Origin of the sequence: Ensifer sp. NM-2 (assembly GCF_003024455.1) — a bacterium.
Taxonomy (GTDB): Bacteria; Pseudomonadota; Alphaproteobacteria; order Rhizobiales; family Rhizobiaceae; genus Ensifer; species Ensifer canadensis.
The window spans coordinates 126790-149331 of the sequence record NZ_PVZR01000017.1; the positions used below are offsets into that span (position 1 = coordinate 126790).

Sequence of the window (22542 nt, forward strand, 5' to 3'; positions counted from 1 at the left end):
TCTCTCAAACGAACCACGATGCCGGTGAAGATCGACAAGAAGGACGCGCGGGGCATCGCGCAGGTGATGCGGCTTGGCTGGTTCAGAACAGTCCACTGCAATTCTCTTCCCAGCGCGATGGCCATGCATAGGGCCGCGTGTGTCCGCCAAAGGTCGGACATTCCAAGCTGCAGCTCGCGGACTGTGATTGCGACGCGAGCGGGGCCGCGTATCCCAGGTGCCCGGCCCAGACGGGTGACCATAAGTTTGTTATGGTTGAAGCATAGGTTCTGACCCATCACGGCCATGGGGACGACTAAGGTGAACGAAACGGAACTCAAGCTTGAGCTGTCGCCCGACGCGCTCGGGCGGATTAAGGCGTCGCCACTTTTGACAGGCAAGCCTAAAACCATGTCCCAGCGCTCGGTCTACTTCGACACCCCGGACCACAAATTGCGCGCGGCGGGATTTTCCTTGCGGATCCGCACGGTAGACGGAGTGCGGACGCAGACCGTCAAGGCAGACAACGCCAAGTTAGCCGGGCTTTTCGTGCGCCCTGAATGGGAGTTCACAATCTCCAGTGACCTGCCTGTTCTCGATCACTCGACGCCAATCAGATCGCTTCTGGAAGACGATGTCGACGCTCTGCAAGCCCGGTTCGATGTTCACGTCGAACGTCGAATGTGGTTGCTCTCGCGCGACGACGCCAAGATTGAAGCAGCGTTGGACATCGGGCGTGTTACTGTGGGCGATCGGGAAACCCGATTCTGCGAGCTGGAACTCGAGCTGAAGAACGGTTCCAGTTCCGCTCTGTTTGATCTTGCCCAGGAGCTGGACGGCTTCGCACCGGTTCGGATCGGCGTGCTGAGCAAGGCAGCGCGTGGCTACAAACTCCTTGGACCTGCCGTCAGTGTGTTCAAGGCGGAGCTCGTCCAACTGGATAAGCAGATCACAACGGCCGCCGCTTTTCAGCAGATCGCTCAGGCCTGCATCAAGCAATACAGGTTGAACGAAGCGGTCCTTCTTGCCGCCAGGGATGCCGAGGCACTGCACCAGGCTCGCGTGTCGCTGAGAAGACTGCGATCGGCGTTCTCCATATTCAAGGACGTCATCGCCGATGATCGATCCGAGCACCTTGGGAGTGAAGCGCGCTGGCTTGCCGGGGTTCTCGGACAGGCGCGAGACATCGATGTCCTCTTGGGCAAGACGGAGTTAGCGGTATTGCGCATTCGCCTGACCGAGGCGCGAGATTCCGCATATGACGAGGTGGAAGCAACGCTGGGCTCACAAAGGGTTAGGGCATTTATGCTGGGTCTTGCCGAATGGATTTCCAACGGTCCCTGGCTGGATGCCGCGGAAACGACGGATCTCAGGCAGGTGCCGGCAGTGGATTTTGCTTCCTCCGCGCTCGAGCGCCTGCGAAAGAAGATAAAGCGAGACGGACGGGCAATAGTCGTCGTCGACGACGAAGAGCGCCACAAGGTCCGAAAGGATGCAAAGAACTTGCGCTACGCGTCGGAGTTTTTCACGCTTCTTTTCCCAGGCAACCGGGGGCGACGACGTCATAAGCGGTTCATAACCATCCTCGGAGAGCTGCAGGACCAACTCGGCGCGTTGAACGACATGGCGGCAGGTTCACAACTTCTTGAAAGGATCGGGCTGGCCGGCGAACCGGCAACGGCATCCCTAATCGCGAAAGGCAACAAGAAGGGCCTGCTTGAGGCGGCCGAAGATGCGTACGTCGATCTTGTGGATGCGAAACGTTTCTGGCGATAGCCCCAACAACGCTCCAGGCCGCTTCCTTAAGGGCGACCTCGACCGGGCTGCCGACCGCGAGGTCAAGCTCGCGATCCGCGCGTCCCCGGTTGACCGAGATCTCGGCAAGTTTCCGCCGTCAGCGTCATGCGGACTTTCAGTTTCTTGCCGCCGATCTGCCCTTCGCACACTGTCTCCTCGATCTTGCTCTGCGAGGTCATGCCGACTTCCTTCAGGAAGGTGCGGATCGCCTGTTGAAGGCGACTTCGCTCATGGCAGAACTCCTCTGTGTCCGGAAATCATTCCCCGTCATCAAATAGTGCCCTCGGTAAAATCACCGCCTTGTGCAGAGCGCGAGGCACAAGCGGGCGGATGGCTGGCGCGGCTGCGCGTCGCACGAAGGAGATCGCCGGGCCCTTGGTTCGATTCCGTTCACCCCAGGATTTTGGGAAGGGTTATCTAGGCGTTTAGTACCCAGTCATCTCCAGATACCCCCTCCCACCGACGTTGCCGCCGAAGCTAATCGGGCCTTCCCAATACGGTGTGGACGTAGACATCCATGCTTGGTCGTTCAACGGCCTGGTCGTGACGTCAAAGCCGCGACTGGGAATTCGTATGTTCCAGGCCACTGGAATCTGACGCCCCGCGACCTTGGCAGTCCGGACGGGAGCGATCTGGAGAGCCCCCGCGGGTAAGGGGTCCGGTCGCCCGTCGGCGGTGATCCAGGTGGCGGAGGTATATCCCTCTCCTTCATCTCTGAGACGGAAGCCCATGAGCTTCTCTCCCGTATCGAGATGCAGCGAGAACCAGTCCCAACCGGTCTGGTCTTCCGCGAGCGGCTGTGACGACCACTCGCGGTCAAGCCAAGCCTTCCCCGCCACCTCTACACTCCCGGTGGGTAGCGAAAGCGAGCCGGTCACCGCGTAGAACGGTTGCGAATAGTAGTAGCTGGCCTGTCCCTTCGCTGATTTCACCGAATAGCCGTTATCGCCATGCGGCACGAGCGGGCCGGTGGCCGACAGGCGGAGTTCGTAGCCGAAGTCCTTTGCGGCTGCAGTCACGTTGAGATCGGCCAGCTGATCCGATCCCGGGGTTGCAAGTCCCGTCATCTGCCAGTCATCGATCCAGGCCGCGAACGGCTCCGCGACAACACCAGCCTGCCCCACTCCCCCGCGTGAAATACGTTCTGCCACGAAGTGGTCCTCTGAAGTGGTGACGGCTGCGTGACCCATCCAGATCTGTGGGCTCGACCACTCGCCGGCCTCACCCGGAGCAAGCGCTGACCGGAAAAGGGTCCACTGCGCTCCGTATTGAGTTCCGTCGGGTGCTTCAAGATTGGCCGTTAGATACCACCACTCTATCCGAAAGTCCGGATGTGGGCCGTGGTCGGCGGAAAAACGCAACAGCTGGCCGGGTTGCGGCACCGAAAACCCTTCGGCCGCTGAGCCAAGGCCACCAAAACCCTCGGAGACCGCTTGGCTCCCGGATATGCTGGCCATGGTCGTCGCCGCAAAAGCGATCGCAATCGATCTAACGCTCATTGGCGAATACCTTCAGAAGTTCCGATGGCGTGACTCCGGCCAGCCGGCGAAGCGGGATAAATACGGAAACGACAGCAGCGGCGAGCACGACGAGACCGAGGCGAACCCACTCGTAAGGAAAGATATACATAGGCAGACGCCAACCGAAGGCTTCGACGTTCACCACCGCGAGAAGCACCCACGCCAGCGCTAGGCCGAGGGGCAAGGCGGCAATAAATGTCGCCAGCCAGAGCACCAGCGTTCTTAGAAGCTCAAGAAGAGCGAGATCGCGTCTTGTGACCCCCATGGCCCACACAGGCGCAAGCTGCGGGAGGCGCATTTCCGAAAGCGTGAGGAGGCTCGAGAACATAGCGAATGCTGCAACCCCCAGTGTGAACATGTTCAACGCGCCAGTGACCAAAAAAGTGCGATCGAAGATCCGCCGTGACCGTTCCTTCAGTGCCGCTTGATCGACGACGTTATCGGATGGTAGTCCGAATTCGTCCGAGAGCCTCGATCGTAGGTCCGCAATCTGATCAGGCTGGATCCGCAGACCGTAGCGCAGACGCGAGACCTGCGGGTAGCGAGAGGTCAGCGCATTTATTCCGACGATGACCTCGCCCTTTGGGTTTCCGTAATCCGAATAGACCCCGACAACCGCCGCCTTCCAGTCCCCCGCCAGATCCAGCTCATCGCCGATACGGAGCCGGTCCCGCCTCCAGAACTGTTCGTTGACCAGCACCCCTTGACCGGACGCCACCCGATCCCAGACGTCCGGCATGGCAACGATCAGGGGCCAGTGCTTCCTGTAGGTTGGATCGTCAACGACACCGAAAATCTGCATCGGCTGCCCCCGGATCTCGGCATCTACGCTGGAGATCGGCAACACCGATTCCACCTTCGTTGCGAGCCATGTCCTGAGCCTGTCTGCCTCGCCCTCGTTCCGGGCAGCGACGTAAAGTTCGGCGGCGAGACGTTGGTCGAGCCAGCCGACGAACGTGAGACGGAAGCTCGACACCATGGTTCCAACGCCGACGTTTGCCGCCAGCGCAAGAAGCAATGCCATGAGCGCAAGGGAAAGTCCGGGGAGCTGCTGCCGAGCGTCGGCCCAGAACCACGTGACGAGCGCACGTGAAGACGTCCGCTGCATTACGGTGAGGAATCCGGAGAGCACGGTGGGGAGAAGTAGCGACGCCCCGAGCAGAAGACAGCCAAGGATGCCAAAGCCCGCCTCAAGTCCATCAGCCCATAGAAGAAGAGCTCCCGAGAGGGCTAGCAAAGCCGCCGCGGCCAGCACTTGAATCCGCCGCCCCGCTTGCCACGACCGCCCCCACACCTGGGGTTGGGCCGCCGCGAGCAAAGGCACCCGCATCAAGCGCAACAGGCTCTGTGCCGACGAAACCATTGTTCCGGCCACTGCGATGGCAAAGCCCGAAAGCCACCACTCCGGACGCAGGGAAAGCGTGCCGGGCACGCTGGCTCCGTAAAGTCCTTCAAGGGTCGCGGCCACTCCGGGCAGCAGCAGTGACGCGATCAGATAGCCGATCGCGACGCCGACTGCCCCGGCGGCGAGGGCGAAAAGGGCAAGTTCGGCGAGCAGCAGAACCGCAAGCGCACTCAACGAAACTCCAAGGCAGCGAAGCGTTCTGAAGGTCGGCCGCCGTTGCTCGAAAGCGAGACCGATCGTCGAGTACACGATGAACAGCCCCACCGCGAAGGCGAGAAAACCGAAGGCCGTCAGATTGAGATGGAAGCTCTCGGTAAGATGCTCGACATCGGTTTCTGCATTCGGCTGACGAACTGAGAGCGTTGGAACAAGCTTTTCAAGCGGATCCAGACCGGAACGTTGGCTTTTGGCGATCACAATCCGACTGAGTACGCCCTCTCTTCTTAATAACTTCTGGGCCAAGCCGATATCGGTGAAGGCGGTGCCGTTCAGCATCCGATCCGAAACACGCAGTGCGAGGTCCGTCTGTCCTCGCATTTTTTCCGCTGTTTCGGGAGAGACAACCAGCATGCCCGGAGGCGTGATGAAGGAAAGCAAGTCCCCGGCATTTCCAAGATCGACGGTGTTGGTTTCCGCGGGCATCGTCAGTGGCTCGATGCCGATCACCCTTAACCGGGTGGTTCCGAACCGAAAGTCTCCCTCTAAAACTGGTGACACGATCCAGCCCGCCCGTCTGAGCCGCACGAAGGCGGACTGAGGAATCGGGCGGCCGTTTGGAGAAACCAGGCTGGCCAACCCGTTCTGGTCGAGCACAACCGCGGCGCGGGTGTAGCTTGCGCGGGCCTCTGCGTTGATCGCCTGCACTCCGGACCACAAGGCCGTCGCCAGCGCCAGGCCGGACAAGAGAGCGACGAGCTGCAGCGGTCGTCGTCGCCAGTGGGACAGAAGTGCCGTGGCTGCGGTCCACATCTTCATTCCATCTTCCCGGACCGCAAATGCACCTGCCGGTCGAGCCTATCCGCCAGCCTTTGCGAGTGTGTCACCAGAAGCAGTGTCGATCCGGTTGCCTTCGACAGCGAGAGCATCAGTTCCAGAACAGCGTCTCCGTTGGCCTCGTCCAGGTTTCCTGTGGGTTCATCCGCCAGGAGTAAGCCGGGACGCGCGGCAAGGGTCCGTCCGATCGCTACCCGCTGCTGCTGTCCGATGGAAAGCTGCTCGGGATATCTGGTGAGCAATGTCCCGATTCCTAGGCGGGCCACGAGTTCATTTTCCCACAGGGGATCGTGGCGTCCCGCGAGCTTGGCGTGGAAAGCGATGTTCGCTGCCACATCCAGTGACGGGACAAGGTTGAACTGCTGAAATACAAGGCCGACTTCTGTCCGCCTGTAGGCGGCGCGTTCCCGATCGTTCAGCTTGGAGATGTCTCGGTCCCCGATCACGATCTCGCCTGAGTCTGGACGGTCGAGGCCGGCTACGAGATGCAGGAGCGTGCTCTTTCCGCTACCAGACTCCCCTGTCAGGGCAACGCTGTCTCCCTGGCCGAGATCGAGATTGACCCCTCTCAACACTTCAAGGCGCCCTTCGGCAGTCTCATAGGATTTCCTAAGATTGCTAAGAGCGATCACCATGGTGGCCAAGATCAGGACAATTTCACATATGTAACGCTCCATGGCCGCTTGGAAAGGCCACCTCGAGTTTTGCGAATCGGGCAAACCCCAGCCGAGCTTCGCCACTTCGGCTGCATCGCGGATGGCAGATAGCGCATCGAGGTTCGTCACGGGATAGGCCGAGACGAAGCGTTCGACCGAATACTCCGGAAACTCAGCTTTTAAGCGGACTGCGGTCCTGGCCGCCTCGCCGATTTCGCCCAGGGCCGCATGCGCACGCGCCAGGAACATCAGCACGTCTGGTGACTCCGGGACGCTTCTGTGGAGCGCCGCAATGGCCTCCGAATGCCTGCCGGCGGCGAACAGGAGGCGGCCCTGCATGGCGAAATGTCGGGGCCTCTTCCGGATCATCAGGTCCCGGCTCCTCGATGGGTCGCTCTGGGTTGGGCAGGGTATCGGGGGACATCTGGTGGAACCTCCTCGGGCCTTTTCGGGAATAGGTTCAGTAGGTTTTGTGCTCATGATGGACTCCTTTTCAGGAGGGCAACCGTTACCGCGAACAGGGAGGCGAGGCATGAGCATCGAAACGCGCTCGATTGCGTCTTCGCGACTATAGTGTTGAAGGCAAGATCGGTCTGGAGCCGACGCTCGGCGATTATGTCGCTGTCATGGTTGAAGCCGCAGGGCTCGCTCTGGCTCAACTATGGTAACTGCTACGCCACGACTCCGAACGGGCGGTCGGCCGCGGATGTCATGGGCGACGATCGCACTTTTCGCGACAAGCCGTTCGCGACGGTCGGACCGATTCAGCGCCGGGATAATGGCGGCGAGGGCCACCACCACGATCGCAGAGCGGGTATCTGAAACCCATAGACCTCTGATAGACCTTTGCATGATCCCGAACCGCTCGGCGATCGCCTTGCAGGAGGCCGGTTGGTGGGTTCGCTCAGAAATCATCTGGCACAAACCGGATCCAGGGCGGGCCGACGACGGTGCACGCGAAGGTCTTCCGGCTCACCAAGGGACGAGGAACACAAACTTCCCGAGCAGGATGATTCTGTGTAGCTGGTGCTGCTGCTTCCCGATCGGTACGGATCGCATTGGACTTTTGGGAATCTTCCTGTACGGTAAGTCACCACTGGAGATTTCAATGTTCAGGTCCGCACGCGAGTTCGGCGCCGCCGTTCGGGAAAAACGCAAAGGCCTCGGCTGGACCCAGACCGAGCTTGCCGCTCGCTCAGGCACGGGCGAGCGCTTCATCGTCGAACTCGAATCCGGCAAGCCGAGCTGCCAGCTCGAGAAGGCGTTGATCGTGGCGCGTACCGTCGGCATCGAGATCGGCGATCTCAGGGCAGCCCTGATGACCCCAACCGCACCGGACGATGACCTCGGCTTCCTGCCGACCTTTGTGAGGGTGGATGACAACCATCTTCTATGAAACCCTTCCCGTCGCGCGCATGACCTTCGAAGGGGAATGGCGGCTCGACTACGATCTTTCTTGGAAAGCACGCCGCTCGGCCTTCCCCGTCTCGCTGACCATGCCGCTGCGTTCAGGCTCCGTCGGCGCCGACAGGCTGCTGCCATGGCTTGCCAACCTTCTTCCGGAAGCACATCTCGCCGAGATCGGCCAGCGTCTGAAAGTATCTCCGCAGGACATTGTGGGCCTGCTTGGTCACATCGGGCGGGACACGGCAGGCGCGCTCTCCATCGGGGAGGCGCGAAAGGCGGGCGTCAACCATGAGCCAATTCCGGATGAACAGGCACTGGAACGGGTACTCAACGAACTTCCGGCCAAACCCTTTCTGGTTGGAGAGCGCGGCGTCTCCATGTCCCTTGCGGGCGTGCAGGAAAAATTGCCGGTCTTCGTCGATGAAGAAGGCAAGATCTCCATACCAGTCGACGGAACGCCGTCGACCCACATCATCAAGCCGGACACCAGACGGCTTGCCGGAAGCGTCGAGAACGAAGCCTTCTGTCTCACCCTAGCACGGGCCTGCGGCTTGGACGCCGCAGAAACAACCATAGGCGCAGCCGGGAAACGACGCTATCTGCTGGTGAAGCGCTATGACCGCTTCACGGATCCGCGAGGCGAGATCCGCAGGCTGCATCAGGAGGACCTCTGCCAGTTGACGGGTCATTTTCCGTCACAGAAATATGAGCGATCCTCGACAGGTCGTGGCGTGACTCTGAAGATGATGTTCGGCGCCGTCAGCGATCTCGTTTCGCCTGCTGAACGCCTGAAGCTTCTCGATGCGGTAATCTTCAACGTGCTGATCTGCAACTCGGATTCACACGCCAAAAACTATTCGATCCTGATCGGTGCTGCAGGATCCGCAAAGATGGCGCCGCTCTACGACCTGATGTGTGCGGCGGTTTACCGCCAGGTGGATCAGAGTTTACCGCAGGCTATTGCTGGACGTTTCCACGCAACTGACTTGAGGCGTTCCGATTGGCAGGAACTGGCCAAGGAGCTCGGAATGAGCGGCGCATCGACCATCAGACGGGTGGAGGAACTTGCTGGACTCATCAGTAGCGCTTGTGAGGACGTCGCGCCGCAAATCGCGGCCATGGCTGGCGATCCGACGGCAGTCCTTGTTCGCATCGTTCATCGCGTTCAGGAGAGATGCAGGCGAATTCTGGCTCAGGCGTGCGGATGATCATCGGATCGAGAAAACTCCTTCGAGAACGGCAAAAATCCCGCTTGGGGCGCAGTTAGGTGCGAAAGCTTTGTGCCTCCCAACACGGCCGCTTAATCCCACTACGCTCTTACCGAGGCAGACGCGATGCCCCGCAGCACGAGCAGAACGAACGCACCCGGCTGACACGGCTCGCGCTCGGACGAGCAAATACAGGTGTTTCATCGAAATATGTACTTGGCGAGAGAGGCGGATTGCACGGGAAGCAACTCGCTGGTACCAACGACGCCCCACCTGGGGAGAATGCCTTTGATTGCCATCGCGAATCTTCCAACCTACCGGCCGTGCCGGCGGAGATGAGCCGTCGCAAGTTTGTGAGCGGCTGACCTTTACCCTGCGTTTCGGCCTGATCGCCAACAATGGTGTACTTTCAAAAGGTGAGAAAAACCATGCTTACAATCCTTACCCCCGGCGCCTTCGACGCGCTGGCGAACGGCGTTGCTCCTATAGGTCTCCGCCTCGTGCAGGACAGCTCCATCGCCTCTCAGGAGGTATTGCGGATGCTGTCCGATCTCAATCGCGGCGTCGACGAGGAATTCAGTCCATCGGCCTGGCTGATCGTTGAGGATGGCGAGGTGGTGGGTCTGTGCTCGATCACTAGGCCGCCTGAGAACGGCGACGTGCATATCGGGTACGGCGTTGCGCCCTCGCGCGAGGGCCGCGGCTATACGACGGCAGCTATTTCAGAACTGCTGAGGTGGGCACGCGGCGATGCGCGGGTCAGAAACATTTCGGCGGAAACGGCTGGGGATAACATCGGCTCGCATCGCGTGCTCGAACGAAACGGGTTCGTTCAATCAGGAGAACGCGTCGATCCAGAAGATGGCCCACTGATCTGCTGGACGATCGCCACCACATAGGTCACAGAGAAGCGTCAGCGCCGTTCCCAGGACGATGCCACCCATCATTGCGTAGGCCATGGGTCCCCAGAAGATCTCGTGCGATTTCGGGATCAACGCCAGGGTTGCCGCCTCAGCGGTGAGCATGATCTGCCGCATACGGTGTTCGGTCGCCTCCACTGGCTGTGAGTCCGTTGAAGAACTTCCGTGTGCGCACTTGGCGGCACGGTTGAGGGTGCTGCGGTTTCCATGTAGCGCACCCTCCTTCACCCGGGCCAGCACCTGTTCACGGTCCTCGGCAAATACACCGTGGTCTTTCGCGATTTATCGCTGACTGTCGAGGGATGGATCCCAAGAAAAGCGGACTATCCCAATGGCGCGCCGTCAAAGCAGGCATCCGGACGCTGCTTGAGCGCTGGATACCTCTTTTGCTGAAAGCGTCGCGGCAAGCAGCTTCAGGCGAATAGCGAATCGATGGAGCTGCCGTTCCTCGCGTATTCGATACTGACCGGTATTTTCGCGGACATGGCGGACTTTCTGCGCCACTCCTCAACTCGCAATTTTACTTGATAAAGCCTGGATACTGCACTTCCTCGCGATTCACGCCTTTCGTATCCAACCTAACCGGAGAGGGCTCCGGCACGTCCGTCATGTACCGATGTGCTATAAGCCAGTCGCGCAAGATGGTTTCGACCGCGTCGACCCGGCCGGCAGGTGGCGGTGAAAGGTCCGGGTCGGTCATGTAGGCCGCCAGTCCGGCTTCGATTTCATCTGGAAGAGGTGGGAAGTCTGCTGAATCGGACATGGTAGGCTCCTCAGGGCTTTAGCAAAGATAACGTGTACCAATTTCCGACTGTCGTTTTGAGGACCGTATCATATGGTGCTGCCATCCGGGACAGAGGCGCCGGGAACTGGCCGATAATGTCGATTGGTTTGAGCTCAAAAAATAGGCCCCAGGAGAGGGGCCTTGCAGAGGTGCAACCTTCGACATGAGTACATATAACACCCTTGCAGCAACAATGTTCCATCGCGGCGGTCGACAAATCACCGTCTCTGTTTTCGCACCCGGAGCACGTTACCGTTGCTGTTGCTGCACTTCTTGCAACGCATGCGTCGTCCAAGTGCCAGGATCGACTGCGTCGTGCCAAACCGACGCGCCAGGTCGTTCCGATCCAGGTGATGTTCTCGGCCGCAGCGTTTGCATTGGCAGAAAAGCTCACACCATTCCGGTAGATTGGCGAAGGTGATTTCTTCCGGTCGTCCGGCTGGTTCCGCATTGCCAGCCGGTACGATCGGGAGGGCGGGGCCTCCGAAGGCATTGGGTCGCTGTATTTCAGCTGGCAGCGATTATTGAAGTTGTTCTTGGTTTTAGAGCAGCCGTTTGCTTGTGCCAGTTGGTCCAAAAGGGAGGGCATAGGCATGTCGCCGACGCGCTCCAGCAGCGCCTTGGCGTCATATTGCTTCTTCATGCCGCATGAACATTCGACTCGAACCTTGGCGACAAGCTCCGATAGCCACCAGGCACCGTTCTTAGGCATTGCCCTTCTTCCACTCCGGCCGATGTTCGTAACCGAGCCACTTCGGGGTGGCCCTTCCGATAGCGAAGTCGAAGCCGCCCCACGTCTTCCAGCCGTGGTGTTCGCCCAGGTGCTTGGCCAGGTCGCTTTCCCCTCTCTTGGTAACGCCAACCTCGTCGCTCATGCTCAATGCCTTCTGAGTAAATCTGTTCTACAAATGTTCTCATTAAGCAGAGAGTCAACGACCAGATTTGGGGAGGCTCTCCGCATAACTCAAAAAGGGGAGCGCCGAATCGCGGAGCTCAATCGACCATTCGAAGCCGGTAGGTGGCTGGCAATTATCCCAACCACCAAACTCATTCATTTGCTGCCATCGACCCTTCTTGCCGTGTCGAAATTCCTCGCTATTCGATTTGTAGATTTTGAATCGATAGGGGCGCACGACGCGGACAAAGATTACGGATCCATCCTCCGGCATGTCGCCTTTTCGCCATGTGGTGCCGGGCATTTTGATAGCCTCCACCCAATCAATGCGGCTTTGGGGCTATCAGCACGACGCCAGCGCCAAGCTCAAACATTTCTGCCTCAGCATTGATCGAGAGATAGTGGTTTTCGGCCAGCTCGATCAACGCTGATGAGGCCTCTTCGGGCGACCATCCTGCTGCCTCGATCCTTTCGATCAAAAACTGGAATTCATCAGTGATCGCCTCCTGGCATTGCAGGTCACGATCGGGGTGAGATTTCGGATGTCTAGGCCCGGCGATTTTCGGCATGGCGTTTCCTCCTGCAGAAGATGTTAGGGCGGCGTTTGCTGTTCGCAAGGTCCCTCTAATGCAAGACGTTCACAATGCAGCTGAAGCAATCCGATTTCCTGAATTCTATCTGTGACGCTTGACGCCAAGGTAATGATGGAGGGACATCTTACGTGTAGTACAGGCCTTTGTTAGGGATCCGGAATGTGAGCAAGCCGAACTATCGGGATATCGCCCGCCTGGCCGGAGTCGGAACTGCAACGGTCGAGCGGGTCGTGAACGGGCGAGGCGGCGTACGCGCTGAGTTGGTCGAGAAGGTCGTTATCGCCGCTCGCTCCCTCAATTACCCCCGATTACCTGCGGACACCCATCGCGGACTGCTGCGCATTGAAGTCTTGTTGGTTCGACCTGAAACGACATTTTACCGCCGGCTCGCTAATGCCTTCGAGAGGATTGCCGAGACACTCGATCCGCTCGTAATCGTGCACCGCACCTTCACTGAAGAAATGAAGTCTGCGGAAATCGCAAGGCGCATCATGTCTACCGAAATGACGCGCGCAGGTCTGATCTTGGCCGCTCCCAACAATCCAACGATCAGCGCGGCGGTAGAAGCCGTTGTGGAGCGGGGTCTCCCGGTCGTCCATGTTGTAACGCGTGCCTCTGAGACGAAAGGTGAGTTCGTCGGCATTGACAACTACGCTGCCGGACGGACTGCGGCGCATCTCATTGCTCGAATGACCCGGGCAAAGGGCTCGGTCGTTGCCTTGTGCCATCCCATCTATCAGGTGCACCGCGAACGCATCCGCGGGTTCTCCGATTACTTTCACGAGCATCCTGGTTCGATCGCCTTCGAATGGCTTGGGTTCACACGTGATGACGAACTTTATAGCGCGGAGACTTTGGTCAACGCGCTCAAAATCTATCCCGACCTCGTCGGGCTCTATAACGCCGGGGGTGCAAATTCCGCACTGATTGACGTGCTGCGCCGAGATCCCCGCGGTCGGGACCTGCTGTTCGTCGGTCATGAGCTGACAGACTATACGCGCAAGGCCCTGCGTGATGGGATCATGGACGTGGTTTTGGATCAGGCACCGGAGGCACAGGCCCAGCGGGCGCTCGACCTCATTCTGCGACGCATCGGCCTGACGTCGATCGAGCCGGATCTCGCTCCAATCCGCTTCATCACCATCACCCCTGAGGGGCTTTGATCTAATCAGATCAAACGAACTTTCGGAATCCAACCCGCCTCCTGCTAGATTTTTGTCAAGGAAGATGCCGGCCTCCCAGAGGAAGAGGACCCGGATAGGGGCGCCAAATGCGTCCTTCTTCCATCGTCAATTTGTGCGGTTGTGAGCACATCCGATCCCGCGGAGGAGAGCGCAATGGATGATCTGAAGTTTGGAACGCGCAACAAACGCGGTGATTGGGCTCCGAACGAGCCGATTGAATTAGCGCCATTGTTTGCCTTTCCGCTCAAGCTGCTGGCGCTTGCAAAGTGGCTGCCACACTATTTCTTTCCGTGGAATGCGATCTTCGCCGTATCAGCCGTGGCCTATTGGGCTTGGGTGATACCGTCCACGGAGACGATGCAGGACTTGGGCATGGGCTGGATCGCGTCGCTTTATGCCGTGAATGCAATCTGCGTCTTTCTCTTCTACGGCGCTTTCGAACTTCATCTTTACATCCTGAAGCGCCAGGAGAACCGCTTCAAGTACAACGGCAAGTTTCCGGCCGACCAGAAGAGCAAGGCCTTTTGGTTCGAAAGCCAGAACGTTGACAACATCCTGCGAACGTTTCTGTCTGGAGTGACAATCTGGACCGCGATCGAAGTCCTGATGCTGTGGGCCTATGCCAATGGTTACGCGCCTTGGCTGACGTTTGCGGAAAATCCCTGGACGCTGGCACTCGTCGCACTCGTGGTCCCGATCATCCACGAATTCCACTTCTTCTGTATCCACAGGCTCATCCACACGCCGTTCCTCTACAAGTGGGTCCATTCTGTCCATCACAACTCGGTCAATCCATCGCCCTGGTCGTCGTTGTCGATGCATCCGATCGAGCATCTGCTCTATTTCGGAACTGCGTTCTACCACCTCATCTTGCCGTCCAACCCGATCATCATGCTCTACCAACTTCACTATGCGGGTTTTGGTGCGATCCCTGGTCACGTCGGTTTCGACAAGGTTGAGGTCGGTGAAGACAAGCTGCTCGATAGCCACGCCTATGCTCACTATCTCCACCACAAGTATTTCGAGGTGAACTATGGGGACGCCTTAATTCCGCTCGATCGCTGGTTCGGCACCTGGCACGACGGCTCTCCCGATGGCGAGGCCCGCATGCAGGAACGCTATCGCAAGCGGAAGGAAAAACTCGCAGCCCGCAAGGCACGCAACGCAATCGGGGAGGCCGCCGAATGACCTGGGTTTCAGCATGCAAACTTGACGACATTGAGCAGGAAGGCGCGCTGCGCTTCGATCACGCAGGCCGCACTTACGCGATCTACCGCGGGCCGGACGACAACGTCTACTGCACGGCCGGGCTCTGCACGCACGAGGCGATCCATCTCGCAGACGGGTTGGTCATGGACTTCGAGGTGGAATGTCCCAAGCATTCCGGCGTCTTCGACTATCGTACTGGCGAGGCTCTTCGGCTTCCCGCCTGCGAGAATCTGAGAACCTATCCGGCCGAGGTGATCGACGGAGAAGTACGCGTGGCCCTCGGCTGAAGGCTCCGCTACCGAACAGGCCCGTGGGGCCTCCGGAATGCGATCGGGTGATCCGGCACCTACTGGGAGGATGATATGAAATCCATGTACCTGGCAGCCGTTCTGGCCGCCTTAATGGGAACGGCTGCGTCCGCGGAGACGATCGGCGTCTCGATGCAGAGCTTCGACAACAATTTCCAGACATTGCTACGACAGGGACTCGACGCGAGAGCTTCTCAGATAAGCGGCGTCAACCTTCAGATCGAAGATGCTCAAACCGACATTTCCAAACAGCGCAGTCAGTTGGACAACTTCATCGCCTCGGGCGTGGATGCGATCATCATGACGCTTGCCGATACGTCGGCTGCCCCTGGCATCAGCGAAGCAGCGCAGAAGGCTGGCATTCCATTGGTCTACCTCAATCTTCAGCCCGACGATGTCGATACGCTACCCGAAAAGCAGGCCTATGTTGGCTCGAAAGAGACCGACTCGGGGAAGTTGGGTGCCGAGGCTGCCTGTGAGCTCTTGAAGGCAAAAGGAAAAGCAAGCGATGCCCAGGTCTACATCCTGATGGGAGATTTGGCGCATCAGGCTTCGCGGGATCGCACCTCTTCGGTGAAGGAAACGCTGGCGGCGGGCGATTGCAAGGGCGTGACAATTGCTGACGAGCAATCCGCTGCCTGGACACGCACCAATGCGATGGATCTGACCACGAATTGGATCACCGCCGGCCGACCCATTGACGTGGTGTTTGCCAACAATGACGAGATGGCGATTGGTGCCATTCAGGCGCTGAAAGCGGCGGGCGTATCGACGGACGATGTAATCATCGTTGGTATCGACGCGACGCAGGACGCACTGGCGGCCATGGCGGCAGGCGACCTGGACGTCACGGTATTCCAGAACGCCAAGGGCCAGTCAGCGAGCGCCGTCGATGCGGCGGCGGCATTGGCTCAGGGCAAGAGTATCGAGAAGGCGGTCTGGGTTCCCTTCGAGCTCGTCACGCCCAAGAACATGGCCGAATACGCCCATCAGAACTGATCCTCCCACGACTGGCGCATCGCAATTGCGTTGCGCCAGGCCATTTCAAGCTGGAGATAGAGCATGGGCGGTATCGTCATTATCGGGGCCGGAGAATGCGGTACTCGAGCGGCCTTTGCGCTGCGCGAAGCAGGCTTCTTAGAAGCCGTCACGCTCGTCGGTTCGGAACCTCACCTGCCCTATGAGCGCCCGCCGTTGTCGAAACCGATCGAGGGTGCGGTCCAGTTGAAGCCGATCTGCGGAGCGCAGGCGCTGGAAGCTTCCGGCATCGACTACCTTCAGGGTGTCTCGGCGTCGAGCATTGACGTGGAAAGCCATACTGTTGCGCTTAGCGACGGGCGGGTGTTGACCTATGGAAAGCTGCTTTTGGCCACTGGCGCGCGTCCGCGGCGGCTGACATGCCCCGGCGCAGAACGCGCGCTGGACTTCCGCACCTATGCGGATGCTGAGACGATCTTCTCTGGTGCCGAGATCGGCAAGAGCGTCGCGATCGTCGGTGGCGGCCTGATCGGAATGGAACTCGCAGCCGTGCTGCGCAAAAAGCGCGTTGCTGTCAGCATCATTGAAGCTGCGCCAAAGCCGCTTGGGCGCGCCGTACCCACGCGTTTCGCCGCAAAGCTTCATGCCAGGCATCTGGGCGAGGGCGTGCAGTTCCATCTCGGACAAGGGGTGGCCGAAATCACTGATGATGCCGTTTATCTCGCCGATCGTGTCGTGGTGCCAGCCGACATTGTTGTCGCAGCGATTGGAGTTCAGCCCGATATGGCGTTGGCCGAGGCGGTAGGGCTTGCGACCGGCAATGGCGTCCTGGTGGATATTTCCCTTCGCACCAGCAATCCGGACATATTCGCGGCCGGAGACTGCGCGGCGGTTTCGTTGGCGAGCGGCGGGCATGTCCGGTTCGAGAGTTGGCGCAATGCGCGTAGCCAGGCCGAGACTGCTGCCCGCAACATGGTGGGCGGCAACGATGCATTCCTGGCCATCCCCTGGTTCTGGACCGACCAATATGATCTGGGCTTGCAGGTCGCGGGTTTGCCGCAGCCCGCTCATCAGGCAGTCGTGCGTTGCCTCGCAGAAGGAGAGCTGGAATTTTATCTGGACGGCGGGCGGCTCGTTGCGGCGGCAGGACTGGGCGCTGGCAACACCATTGCCAAGGATATCAAGCTGGCCGAGATGTTGATTGCTGCCGGCGCCGCTGTCGATGCAGCGTCATTGGCTGACCCGGCGGTTAATCTGAAGACGCTTCTGAAAAGCGCGCGGGCCGCGTGATCAAATCGGCGGGGATGGGGCAATGCAATCACTTTTGGTGTTTCAATCACTTTGGGCGATGGAACTGCGCAGCAGCAGACGCTCCGAATTCACCCTCGAGGAGAAGGTCGAGCGGATCGCTCAAGGAGGCTTTGATGGTGTAAGCGCGCACTGGCACGACCGAGCGTATGTGCGGTGGCTTCACGCCCTGCTGCGCCAATTCGGCCTTCAGGTCGAAGGCCAGTGTTTTCCAACGACCATAGATGATCTCAAGCCGGTTCTTGAAAACGCCGCCGAATTCGGTGTTCACCATATCTGCCTGCAACCCGACGTTCGTTTGCGCCGCGTAGAAGATTGCCTGCCACTTCTTGAAGGTTGGCAACAACTGTCGGAGGAAGCGAGAATTCCTGTTTTGATCGAGACTCATCGCGATCGGATGACCACCGACCTTTTCTTCACCTTGGACCTTCTTGATCGTCTTCCGAATCTGAGGCTACTGGGAGATGTGTCCCATTTCCTCGTCGGGCGCGAGTTTTCCTGGCCCATCTCCGACGAAAATCACCGACTGATCGAGAAGATTCTGGACTGCTCCTGGGCATTCCACGGAAGAGTAGCCTCACGAGAACAGGTCCAAATCGAGATCTCCTATCCTCACCATCGCCCTTGGGTGGATCTCTTTCTCGGCTGGTGGGAATTTGGTTTTCGCAGTTGGCAAAAGCGGGCAGGGGCGAACGACAGCCTCGCATTCGTCTGCGAACTCGGCCCCAAACCCTATGCGATAACAGACCGCTTCGGCGAAGATACTACAGACCGTTGGGAGGAATCCCTGGCGCTGAAGCAACATGCTCGTGATTTGTGGGCGAAGGTCTCAACCGGCCCCCTGACCTAATCAAACTATCGGAGATATTATTATGGATGTACGCGCCGCCGTCGCCGTTCAGGCCGGCAAGCCGCTGGAAGTGATGACCGTTCAGCTCGAAGGGCCGCGGGCCGGCGAGGTGCTGATCGAGGTCAAGGCGACCGGCATCTGCCACACCGACGATTTCACGCTTTCCGGCGCCGACCCCGAAGGTCTGTTCCCGGCGATCCTCGGCCATGAAGGTGCCGGCGTCGTCGTCGATGTCGGCCCGGGCGTGACCTCGGTCAAGAAGGGCGACCATGTCATCCCGCTCTATACGCCGGAATGCCGGACCTGCCCGTCGTGTCTGTCGCGCAAGACCAACCTGTGCACGGCGATCCGCTCGACCCAGGGCCAGGGCCTGATGCCGGATGGCACCTCGCGCTTTTCGATCGGCAAGGACAAGATCCATCACTATATGGGCTGCTCCACCTTTGCCAATTACACCGTGCTGCCGGAGATCGCGCTGGCCAAGGTCAACCCCGACGCGCCGTTCGACAAGATCTGCTATATCGGCTGCGGCGTCACCACCGGCATCGGCGCGGTGATCAACACGGCCAAGGTCGAGATCGGCGCGACCGCGATCGTCTTCGGCCTCGGCGGCATCGGCCTCAATGTCATCCAGGGCCTCAGGCTTGCCGGCGCCGACATGATCATCGGCGTCGATCTCAACAACGACAAGAAGGCCTGGGGCGAACGCTTTGGCATGACCCACTTCGTCAATCCGAAGGAGGTTGGCGACGACATCGTGCCTTACCTCGTCAACATGACGAAGCGCGGGGCCGACCAGATCGGCGGCGCCGATTATACCTTCGATTGCACCGGCAACACCAAGGTGATGCGCCAGGCGCTCGAAGCCTCGCATCGCGGCTGGGGCAAGTCGGTGGTCATCGGCGTTGCCGGTGCCGGCCAGGAAATCTCCACCCGTCCGTTCCAGCTCGTCACCGGCCGCAGCTGGATGGGCACCGCCTTTGGCGGCGCCCGCGGCCGCACCGACGTGCCGAAGATTGTCGACTGGTACATGGAAGGCAAGATCGAGATCGATCCGATGATCACCCACACCTTGGCCCTCGAAGACATCAACAAGGGCTTCGAGCTGATGCACTCCGGCGAGAGCATCCGCAGCGTGGTTCTATTTTAGTCCAATGAAGGATCACGGTCGACCGGTCGGAATTCCATAAACCCCTCAGGGAATAGGGCAGCCCTCCACCTGTCCTATGCCGAGTTCCCGCTCGGCAAGCAGCGACCGCATTTGTGGTCGCCGCAACAAAATCGCGTAACAAAATCGCAGAATGTATCGACGGAACGCGGCGGTTGCAGCGATGGTGGCTTCCCCTGAGGGAGCATCAAAGCGGTGCCCTGCTCGGGTTGCACTCAGGATGAGAGCAGGCCGGTGTGGCTCCACCTAAGTTTGAGACACCGGCCTCTTCGCCTGGGACGGAAAAATTCACACGGCTGCAGCGTGGGCGCAATTTCGACCAAGCGCGAAGTTTGCATCGCCGCAGTTTTTCCAGAAGCTAAATTCTAAGCCGTCTTCTCAAGAAAGTCTGCCATCTCGGCGTTGTAGTAGACCTTGGTCCGTGGACCAGCAAGAATTGGGTCAATCATGCGGACGCACTCTTTGTAGTGCTCAGTCTTGCGATGGTCCTCCAGAGCCTCGGCCGATTGAAAGACTTCATAGATCAGGAACGTGTTTTCGTCCTGCGGATCGCGCAAAACATCGAAGCGCAGATTGCCGGGCTCGCGGCGTGTGCCCTCGTAGTTGATGCGAAAGGCTTGGAGAAATTCGGCCGCATGGCCTTCCTGGACCTTGATGCTGACCATCTGAATGAGCATGTCGTTTTCCTTGGTAAAGTTAGAGCGGCACGCTGGTGCGTGCGAAGAAAGGGTTTAGAGACCGGGAGCCTTCCACATGGCGGTGGTGACGCCTTCATCGACCAGTTGACGTTGAAGAGCGTAGGCTCGGGCCCAACGCTCGCCGGCATTGTCGTAGATCGCCTTGTGTTCGAGATTGGGTTCGAAGTGTCGGTCCCAACGAACCCAGCTTTCGGCGGCCTCGACGAAATTGCGGTGGAATCCAACGCCGATTGCCGCCGACGCGGCACAGCCGAGAGCAGTCGCCTCCTTGACGACGGGTGTTACCACCGGCAAGCCGGTTGCATCGGAGAGGATTTGTGACCAATGGGCGGACTTGGAGGCGCCGGCCGCAAAGACGATCTTGTCAGGTATTTTGCCGGAAAGTTTGAAAATGGCGGCAAGGTTGCGGGCCGCAACAATGGCGGCGTTTTCCTGCAGAGCGCGAAAGATTGCCGCCTTGCCGGATTTTTCCGGATCGATGGAGAGGTTCAGCAGTGACGGGGCCGCGTGATACCATTTTCCATAGTGCATCACGTCCGAGAACACCGGGATGATGCCGTACGCACCTGGAGGAACAAGGGCCGCCTTCTGCTCCAGCAAGCGATAGGCGTCGCCGCCGGGGCCGACGGTTATGATTTCCTCAGCGCCGAAGCTGTCGCGGAACCACCGCATCACGATGCCGACGAAGAAGCTGATTGCCTCGGCCTGGTTGAGACCCGTGACGACGTGGGGGTTGATACGCAAATCCATCGACGGATCCGTAACAGACGGCGCCACATTGACCACCTGCTGCCAGAAGGTGCCACCAAGCACCGCGCAGTCACCTTCGTTGACGATCCCGAGACCGGCGGCGCCGATCTGGCAGTCACCGCCACCCATGACGACCGGCGTGCCGGCGGCAAGACCGGTTTCTTGCGATGCCTGCGAAGTAACGCGGCCGATCACAGTGCCCGGCTCGGCACTCGGCGGGAAGATATCGTCACGCATACCGACCTTGGACATGGCATCCGGAAGCCAGTTGCGCGCCGCCAAGCTATAAAGACCGGTCGTGCCAGCGTTCGAGGGATCGCTCGCGATCACGCCTGAAAGCCGGGCGAGCACCCAGTCCGAAAGCATGCTGACGCGATGAACACGATCGTAGACGTCGGGAAGGTTGCGCTTCAGCCAGAGTAGACGGGGCAGGGCGCCCAGCGCAAAGGTTTGGCCGGATTGGGCATAGAGTTCCGCCTCAAGCTGCGGAAAGTCCTGCTTCAGGTCGCGAACCTCGTTGTTGGCGCGGCTGTCGACATTCGCGCAAGCCCAGATTTCGCGACCGTCGCGATCATAGGCGACAATGGCTTCGCGCATGCTGGTGGCACTGACGGCCGCAATATCGGCTGCCCGGATCCCCGCATCAGCAATGACGCGGCCGATCGCCCGCGCCAAAAGTGTCCAGTTGCCCGTAACATCGAAATCCATCGAGCCGGCAAAGCGCGGATCAGCCTTGTGCCACCACTCATGCTGGGCGCTGGCGATCTGGTTGCCGTCGTGGTCGAAGATGACGGCGCGGCCGCTGCCCGTGCCAGCGTCGACGGCCAGGAGATATCTTGCGTTCATCGTGATGCTCAGTCCTTGATCTCGAGCAGGCCGGCTGCGGTGGTTTCATCGGTGATGAGGATACCGACGAATTTTCCCCGCAATGCAGAATGGATGGCTTGTACCTTTTGCAGGCCGCCTGCCGCGGCCACGACCTTTTCGGCGCGCGACAGGGTCGCGAGCTTCACCCCGATCACGCGATCGTGCAGCGGCAGATCGAGCACCTCGCCCTGTTCATTGTAGAACTGACAAAGGATGTCTCCGACTGCGCCCTTGCGGCGCAGCGGCTCCACTTCATCAGGGGTGACATAACCGGAGCGCACGACCGTCGAGGCAGGCGAAAGCTCGCCGATACCAACGAGCTGAAAGGATGCGTTGAGCGCCATGTCGAGCAGGTTGGCGACTGCCGGTTCACAGGAGAGGTTGCTTGCAACCTGCGGGTCTCTGACGACAAGAGGGGCGGGGACGAGATGGACGCTGCTTCCCCAATTGGCGGTGCGCATACCGTCTACATAGGTTCCGACGCCGCCGGTGAGGCTGACAAGGCCGATATCGCGTTCATTGGCGAGATGGCCGAGCCGCTGAATCGTGTTGCTGACGGTGGCGCCCCAGCCAACCGCCAGGAGGTCGCCATGCTGCAGGCGCTGCATGAGGAACTGGGCGGCCGCCTGGCCCAGGCGGTCGCTCGGATCCTGATCGGGCAGTTGCGGCACGACATAGGCCTCCAGCAATCCGTAGCGCTCCTTGATCTGACGTTCGAGTGCCAGACATCCCTGATAGCGCGAATTGATGCGCACCTGGATAATGCCCGAACGCCGACCGCTTTCCAGAAGACGCGACACCTTGATGCGGGACATGTTCAGCCGTTCGCCGATCTCGTTCTGAGTCAAGCCGTCATTGTAGTAATACCAGGCAATGCGGGTGAGGGTCTCCTCGTCCGCATCCGCGTAACTCCACTCGCCATTGTCCGAAGCCATGCGGCCCATTCCTTTGGGTTGTTGTGATCATTTGAATATTGCAAAAACATTTGATACGTCAACGGTGTTGAGTGCCGAAATAATTTATTGATCGGCAACCGACTGATATTGCGCGATTATTTGCGCGTCT

General features: G+C 59.5%; 23 protein-coding genes and 3 pseudogenes. 12 read left to right on the forward strand and 14 right to left on the reverse strand.

The features are described from left to right. Positions 1-12: 12 nt before the first annotated feature. Positions 13-114 (forward strand): annotated as a pseudogene (locus tag C6558_RS41070) (IS110 family transposase); the annotation flags it as partial. 186 nt (positions 115-300) lie between these two features. Beyond that, complete coding sequence (locus C6558_RS27795; protein ID WP_199197061.1) at positions 301-1755, forward strand: CHAD domain-containing protein; 1455 nt, start codon at positions 301-303, stop codon at positions 1753-1755. 62 nt (positions 1756-1817) lie between these two features. On the opposite strand, the gene C6558_RS40390 is transcribed toward C6558_RS27795, so the two are convergent. The 5 genes and pseudogenes from C6558_RS40390 to C6558_RS41755 form a co-directional block, all read right to left on the reverse strand. After that, on the reverse strand, positions 1818-1982 hold the full coding sequence (locus tag C6558_RS40390) for a DUF6494 family protein (protein ID WP_245449231.1): 165 nt from the start codon (positions 1980-1982) through the stop codon (positions 1818-1820). Positions 1983-2201: 219 nt separating this feature from the next. Beyond that, on the reverse strand, positions 2202-3275 hold the full coding sequence (locus C6558_RS27800; RefSeq protein ID WP_057208264.1) for a lipocalin-like domain-containing protein: 1074 nt from the start codon (positions 3273-3275) through the stop codon (positions 2202-2204). Further along, a complete protein-coding gene (locus C6558_RS27805; protein ID WP_107028014.1) occupies positions 3265-5676 on the reverse strand; it encodes an FtsX-like permease family protein in 2412 nt (803 codons plus the stop codon). The genes C6558_RS27800 and C6558_RS27805 overlap by 11 nt, the downstream gene beginning before the upstream one ends. Beyond that, the gene (locus C6558_RS27810) at positions 5673-6329 is read right to left on the reverse strand and encodes an ABC transporter ATP-binding protein (RefSeq protein WP_057208297.1); all 657 of its coding nucleotides are present in this window, start codon (positions 6327-6329) and stop codon (positions 5673-5675) included. Before C6558_RS27810 ends, C6558_RS27805 begins: the two co-directional genes overlap by 4 nt. Positions 6330-6524: 195 nt before the next feature. Then, a pseudogene (locus C6558_RS41755) lies at positions 6525-6890 on the reverse strand (tetratricopeptide repeat protein); the annotation flags it as partial. A 568-nt stretch (positions 6891-7458) separates the two neighbouring features. On the opposite strand from C6558_RS41755, the gene C6558_RS27820 reads away from it, so the two are divergent. The 3 genes from C6558_RS27820 (at position 7459) to C6558_RS27830 (ending at position 9864) form a co-directional block, all read left to right on the forward strand. Further along, positions 7459-7746, forward strand: a complete 288-nt coding sequence (locus tag C6558_RS27820) for a helix-turn-helix domain-containing protein (RefSeq protein ID WP_057208270.1) — start codon at positions 7459-7461, stop codon at positions 7744-7746. A gap of 19 nt (positions 7747-7765) precedes the next feature. After that, positions 7766-8965 carry a type II toxin-antitoxin system HipA family toxin gene (locus C6558_RS27825; protein ID WP_244494629.1) on the forward strand — a complete coding sequence of 400 codons (1200 nt, stop codon included), beginning with the start codon at positions 7766-7768 and terminating at the stop codon, positions 8963-8965. Positions 8966-9393: 428 nt separating this feature from the next. Next, positions 9394-9864: a GNAT family N-acetyltransferase gene (locus tag C6558_RS27830; RefSeq protein ID WP_057208274.1), complete on the forward strand. Its 471-nt coding sequence runs from the start codon at positions 9394-9396 to the stop codon at positions 9862-9864. On the opposite strand, the pseudogene C6558_RS41075 reads toward C6558_RS27830, so the two are convergent. The 6 genes and pseudogenes from C6558_RS41075 to C6558_RS27855 form a co-directional block, all read right to left on the reverse strand. Next, a pseudogene (locus tag C6558_RS41075) lies at positions 9802-10023 on the reverse strand (hypothetical protein); the annotation flags it as partial. The gene C6558_RS27830 and the pseudogene C6558_RS41075 overlap by 63 nt on opposite strands. Positions 10024-10405: 382 nt before the next feature. Continuing rightward, positions 10406-10648 (reverse strand): hypothetical protein, encoded by a 243-nt coding sequence (locus C6558_RS27840; RefSeq protein ID WP_057208276.1) that lies wholly within the window; start codon positions 10646-10648, stop codon positions 10406-10408. Between the two features lie 10 nt (positions 10649-10658). Then, positions 10659-11381, reverse strand: a complete 723-nt coding sequence (locus C6558_RS41080) for a hypothetical protein (protein WP_244494248.1) — start codon at positions 11379-11381, stop codon at positions 10659-10661. After that, positions 11374-11544 (reverse strand): hypothetical protein, encoded by a 171-nt coding sequence (locus tag C6558_RS40395; RefSeq protein WP_164474992.1) that lies wholly within the window; start codon positions 11542-11544, stop codon positions 11374-11376. The genes C6558_RS41080 and C6558_RS40395 overlap by 8 nt, the downstream gene beginning before the upstream one ends. 54 nt (positions 11545-11598) lie before the next feature. Beyond that, positions 11599-11868, reverse strand: a complete 270-nt coding sequence (locus C6558_RS27850) for a hypothetical protein (protein WP_146160918.1) — start codon at positions 11866-11868, stop codon at positions 11599-11601. Positions 11869-11887: 19 nt separating this feature from the next. Further along, a complete protein-coding gene (locus C6558_RS27855) occupies positions 11888-12133 on the reverse strand; it encodes a hypothetical protein (protein ID WP_038577891.1) in 246 nt (81 codons plus the stop codon). Between the two features lie 185 nt (positions 12134-12318). Here C6558_RS27855 and C6558_RS27860 point away from each other — a divergent pair, with 185 nt between their 5' ends. From C6558_RS27860 to C6558_RS27890, 7 genes are all read left to right on the forward strand, one after another. Next, positions 12319-13320 carry a LacI family DNA-binding transcriptional regulator gene (locus tag C6558_RS27860; protein WP_057208279.1) on the forward strand — a complete coding sequence of 334 codons (1002 nt, stop codon included), beginning with the start codon at positions 12319-12321 and terminating at the stop codon, positions 13318-13320. A gap of 174 nt (positions 13321-13494) precedes the next feature. After that, entirely contained in the window at positions 13495-14529 is a 1035-nt protein-coding gene (locus tag C6558_RS27865) for a sterol desaturase family protein (RefSeq protein ID WP_057208282.1), read from the forward strand. Beyond that, positions 14526-14837 carry a MocE family 2Fe-2S type ferredoxin gene (locus tag C6558_RS27870; RefSeq protein ID WP_057208284.1) on the forward strand — a complete coding sequence of 104 codons (312 nt, stop codon included), beginning with the start codon at positions 14526-14528 and terminating at the stop codon, positions 14835-14837. The genes C6558_RS27865 and C6558_RS27870 overlap by 4 nt, the downstream gene beginning before the upstream one ends. Positions 14838-14912: 75 nt before the next feature. After that, complete coding sequence (locus C6558_RS27875) at positions 14913-15857, forward strand: substrate-binding domain-containing protein (RefSeq protein ID WP_057208286.1); 945 nt, start codon at positions 14913-14915, stop codon at positions 15855-15857. 63 nt (positions 15858-15920) lie between these two features. Further along, positions 15921-17126, forward strand: a complete 1206-nt coding sequence (locus C6558_RS27880) for an NAD(P)/FAD-dependent oxidoreductase (RefSeq protein ID WP_057208288.1) — start codon at positions 15921-15923, stop codon at positions 17124-17126. 22 nt (positions 17127-17148) lie between these two features. Further along, the gene (locus tag C6558_RS27885; RefSeq protein ID WP_057208289.1) at positions 17149-17994 is read left to right on the forward strand and encodes a sugar phosphate isomerase/epimerase; all 846 of its coding nucleotides are present in this window, start codon (positions 17149-17151) and stop codon (positions 17992-17994) included. 22 nt (positions 17995-18016) lie between these two features. Beyond that, positions 18017-19144, forward strand: coding sequence for an S-(hydroxymethyl)glutathione dehydrogenase/class III alcohol dehydrogenase (locus C6558_RS27890; RefSeq protein WP_107028016.1), 1128 nt, complete (start codon positions 18017-18019; stop codon positions 19142-19144). A gap of 383 nt (positions 19145-19527) precedes the next feature. Here C6558_RS27890 and C6558_RS27895 read toward each other — a convergent pair whose 3' ends face one another. From C6558_RS27895 to C6558_RS27905, 3 genes are read right to left on the reverse strand one after another with little or no spacing between them, the layout of a single operon-like run. Continuing rightward, positions 19528-19839, reverse strand: a complete 312-nt coding sequence (locus tag C6558_RS27895; protein WP_057209569.1) for an antibiotic biosynthesis monooxygenase — start codon at positions 19837-19839, stop codon at positions 19528-19530. Between the two features lie 54 nt (positions 19840-19893). Further along, a complete protein-coding gene (gene lsrK, locus C6558_RS27900; RefSeq protein WP_199197063.1) occupies positions 19894-21456 on the reverse strand; it encodes an autoinducer-2 kinase in 1563 nt (520 codons plus the stop codon). An 8-nt stretch (positions 21457-21464) separates the two neighbouring features. Further along, complete coding sequence (locus C6558_RS27905; protein ID WP_107028017.1) at positions 21465-22412, reverse strand: sugar-binding transcriptional regulator; 948 nt, start codon at positions 22410-22412, stop codon at positions 21465-21467. Positions 22413-22542: the final 130 nt, after the last annotated feature.

Coding starts and splice junctions, on each gene's coding strand:
- C6558_RS27800 (WP_057208264.1), bottom strand. CDS start 3,275: ATGAGCGTTAGATCGATTGCGATCGCTTTTGCGGCGACGACCATGGCC.
- C6558_RS27805 (WP_107028014.1), bottom strand. CDS start 5,676: ATGAAGATGTGGACCGCAGCCACGGCACTTCTGTCCCACTGGCGACGA.
- C6558_RS27810 (WP_057208297.1), bottom strand. CDS start 6,329: ATGGTGATCGCTCTTAGCAATCTTAGGAAATCCTATGAGACTGCCGAA.
- C6558_RS27820 (WP_057208270.1), top strand. CDS start 7,459: ATGTTCAGGTCCGCACGCGAGTTCGGCGCCGCCGTTCGGGAAAAACGC.
- C6558_RS27825 (WP_244494629.1), top strand. CDS start 7,766: ATGACCTTCGAAGGGGAATGGCGGCTCGACTACGATCTTTCTTGGAAA.
- C6558_RS27830 (WP_057208274.1), top strand. CDS start 9,394: ATGCTTACAATCCTTACCCCCGGCGCCTTCGACGCGCTGGCGAACGGC.
- C6558_RS27840 (WP_057208276.1), bottom strand. CDS start 10,648: ATGTCCGATTCAGCAGACTTCCCACCTCTTCCAGATGAAATCGAAGCC.
- C6558_RS41080 (WP_244494248.1), bottom strand. CDS start 11,381: ATGCCTAAGAACGGTGCCTGGTGGCTATCGGAGCTTGTCGCCAAGGTT.
- C6558_RS40395 (WP_164474992.1), bottom strand. CDS start 11,544: ATGAGCGACGAGGTTGGCGTTACCAAGAGAGGGGAAAGCGACCTGGCC.
- C6558_RS27850 (WP_146160918.1), bottom strand. CDS start 11,868: ATGCCCGGCACCACATGGCGAAAAGGCGACATGCCGGAGGATGGATCC.
- C6558_RS27855 (WP_038577891.1), bottom strand. CDS start 12,133: ATGCCGAAAATCGCCGGGCCTAGACATCCGAAATCTCACCCCGATCGT.
- C6558_RS27865 (WP_057208282.1), top strand. CDS start 13,495: ATGGATGATCTGAAGTTTGGAACGCGCAACAAACGCGGTGATTGGGCT.
- C6558_RS27870 (WP_057208284.1), top strand. CDS start 14,526: ATGACCTGGGTTTCAGCATGCAAACTTGACGACATTGAGCAGGAAGGC.
- C6558_RS27875 (WP_057208286.1), top strand. CDS start 14,913: ATGAAATCCATGTACCTGGCAGCCGTTCTGGCCGCCTTAATGGGAACG.
- C6558_RS27880 (WP_057208288.1), top strand. CDS start 15,921: ATGGGCGGTATCGTCATTATCGGGGCCGGAGAATGCGGTACTCGAGCG.
- C6558_RS27885 (WP_057208289.1), top strand. CDS start 17,149: ATGCAATCACTTTTGGTGTTTCAATCACTTTGGGCGATGGAACTGCGC.
- C6558_RS27890 (WP_107028016.1), top strand. CDS start 18,017: ATGGATGTACGCGCCGCCGTCGCCGTTCAGGCCGGCAAGCCGCTGGAA.
- C6558_RS27895 (WP_057209569.1), bottom strand. CDS start 19,839: ATGCTCATTCAGATGGTCAGCATCAAGGTCCAGGAAGGCCATGCGGCC.
- lsrK (WP_199197063.1), bottom strand. CDS start 21,456: ATGAACGCAAGATATCTCCTGGCCGTCGACGCTGGCACGGGCAGCGGC.
- C6558_RS27905 (WP_107028017.1), bottom strand. CDS start 22,412: ATGGCTTCGGACAATGGCGAGTGGAGTTACGCGGATGCGGACGAGGAG.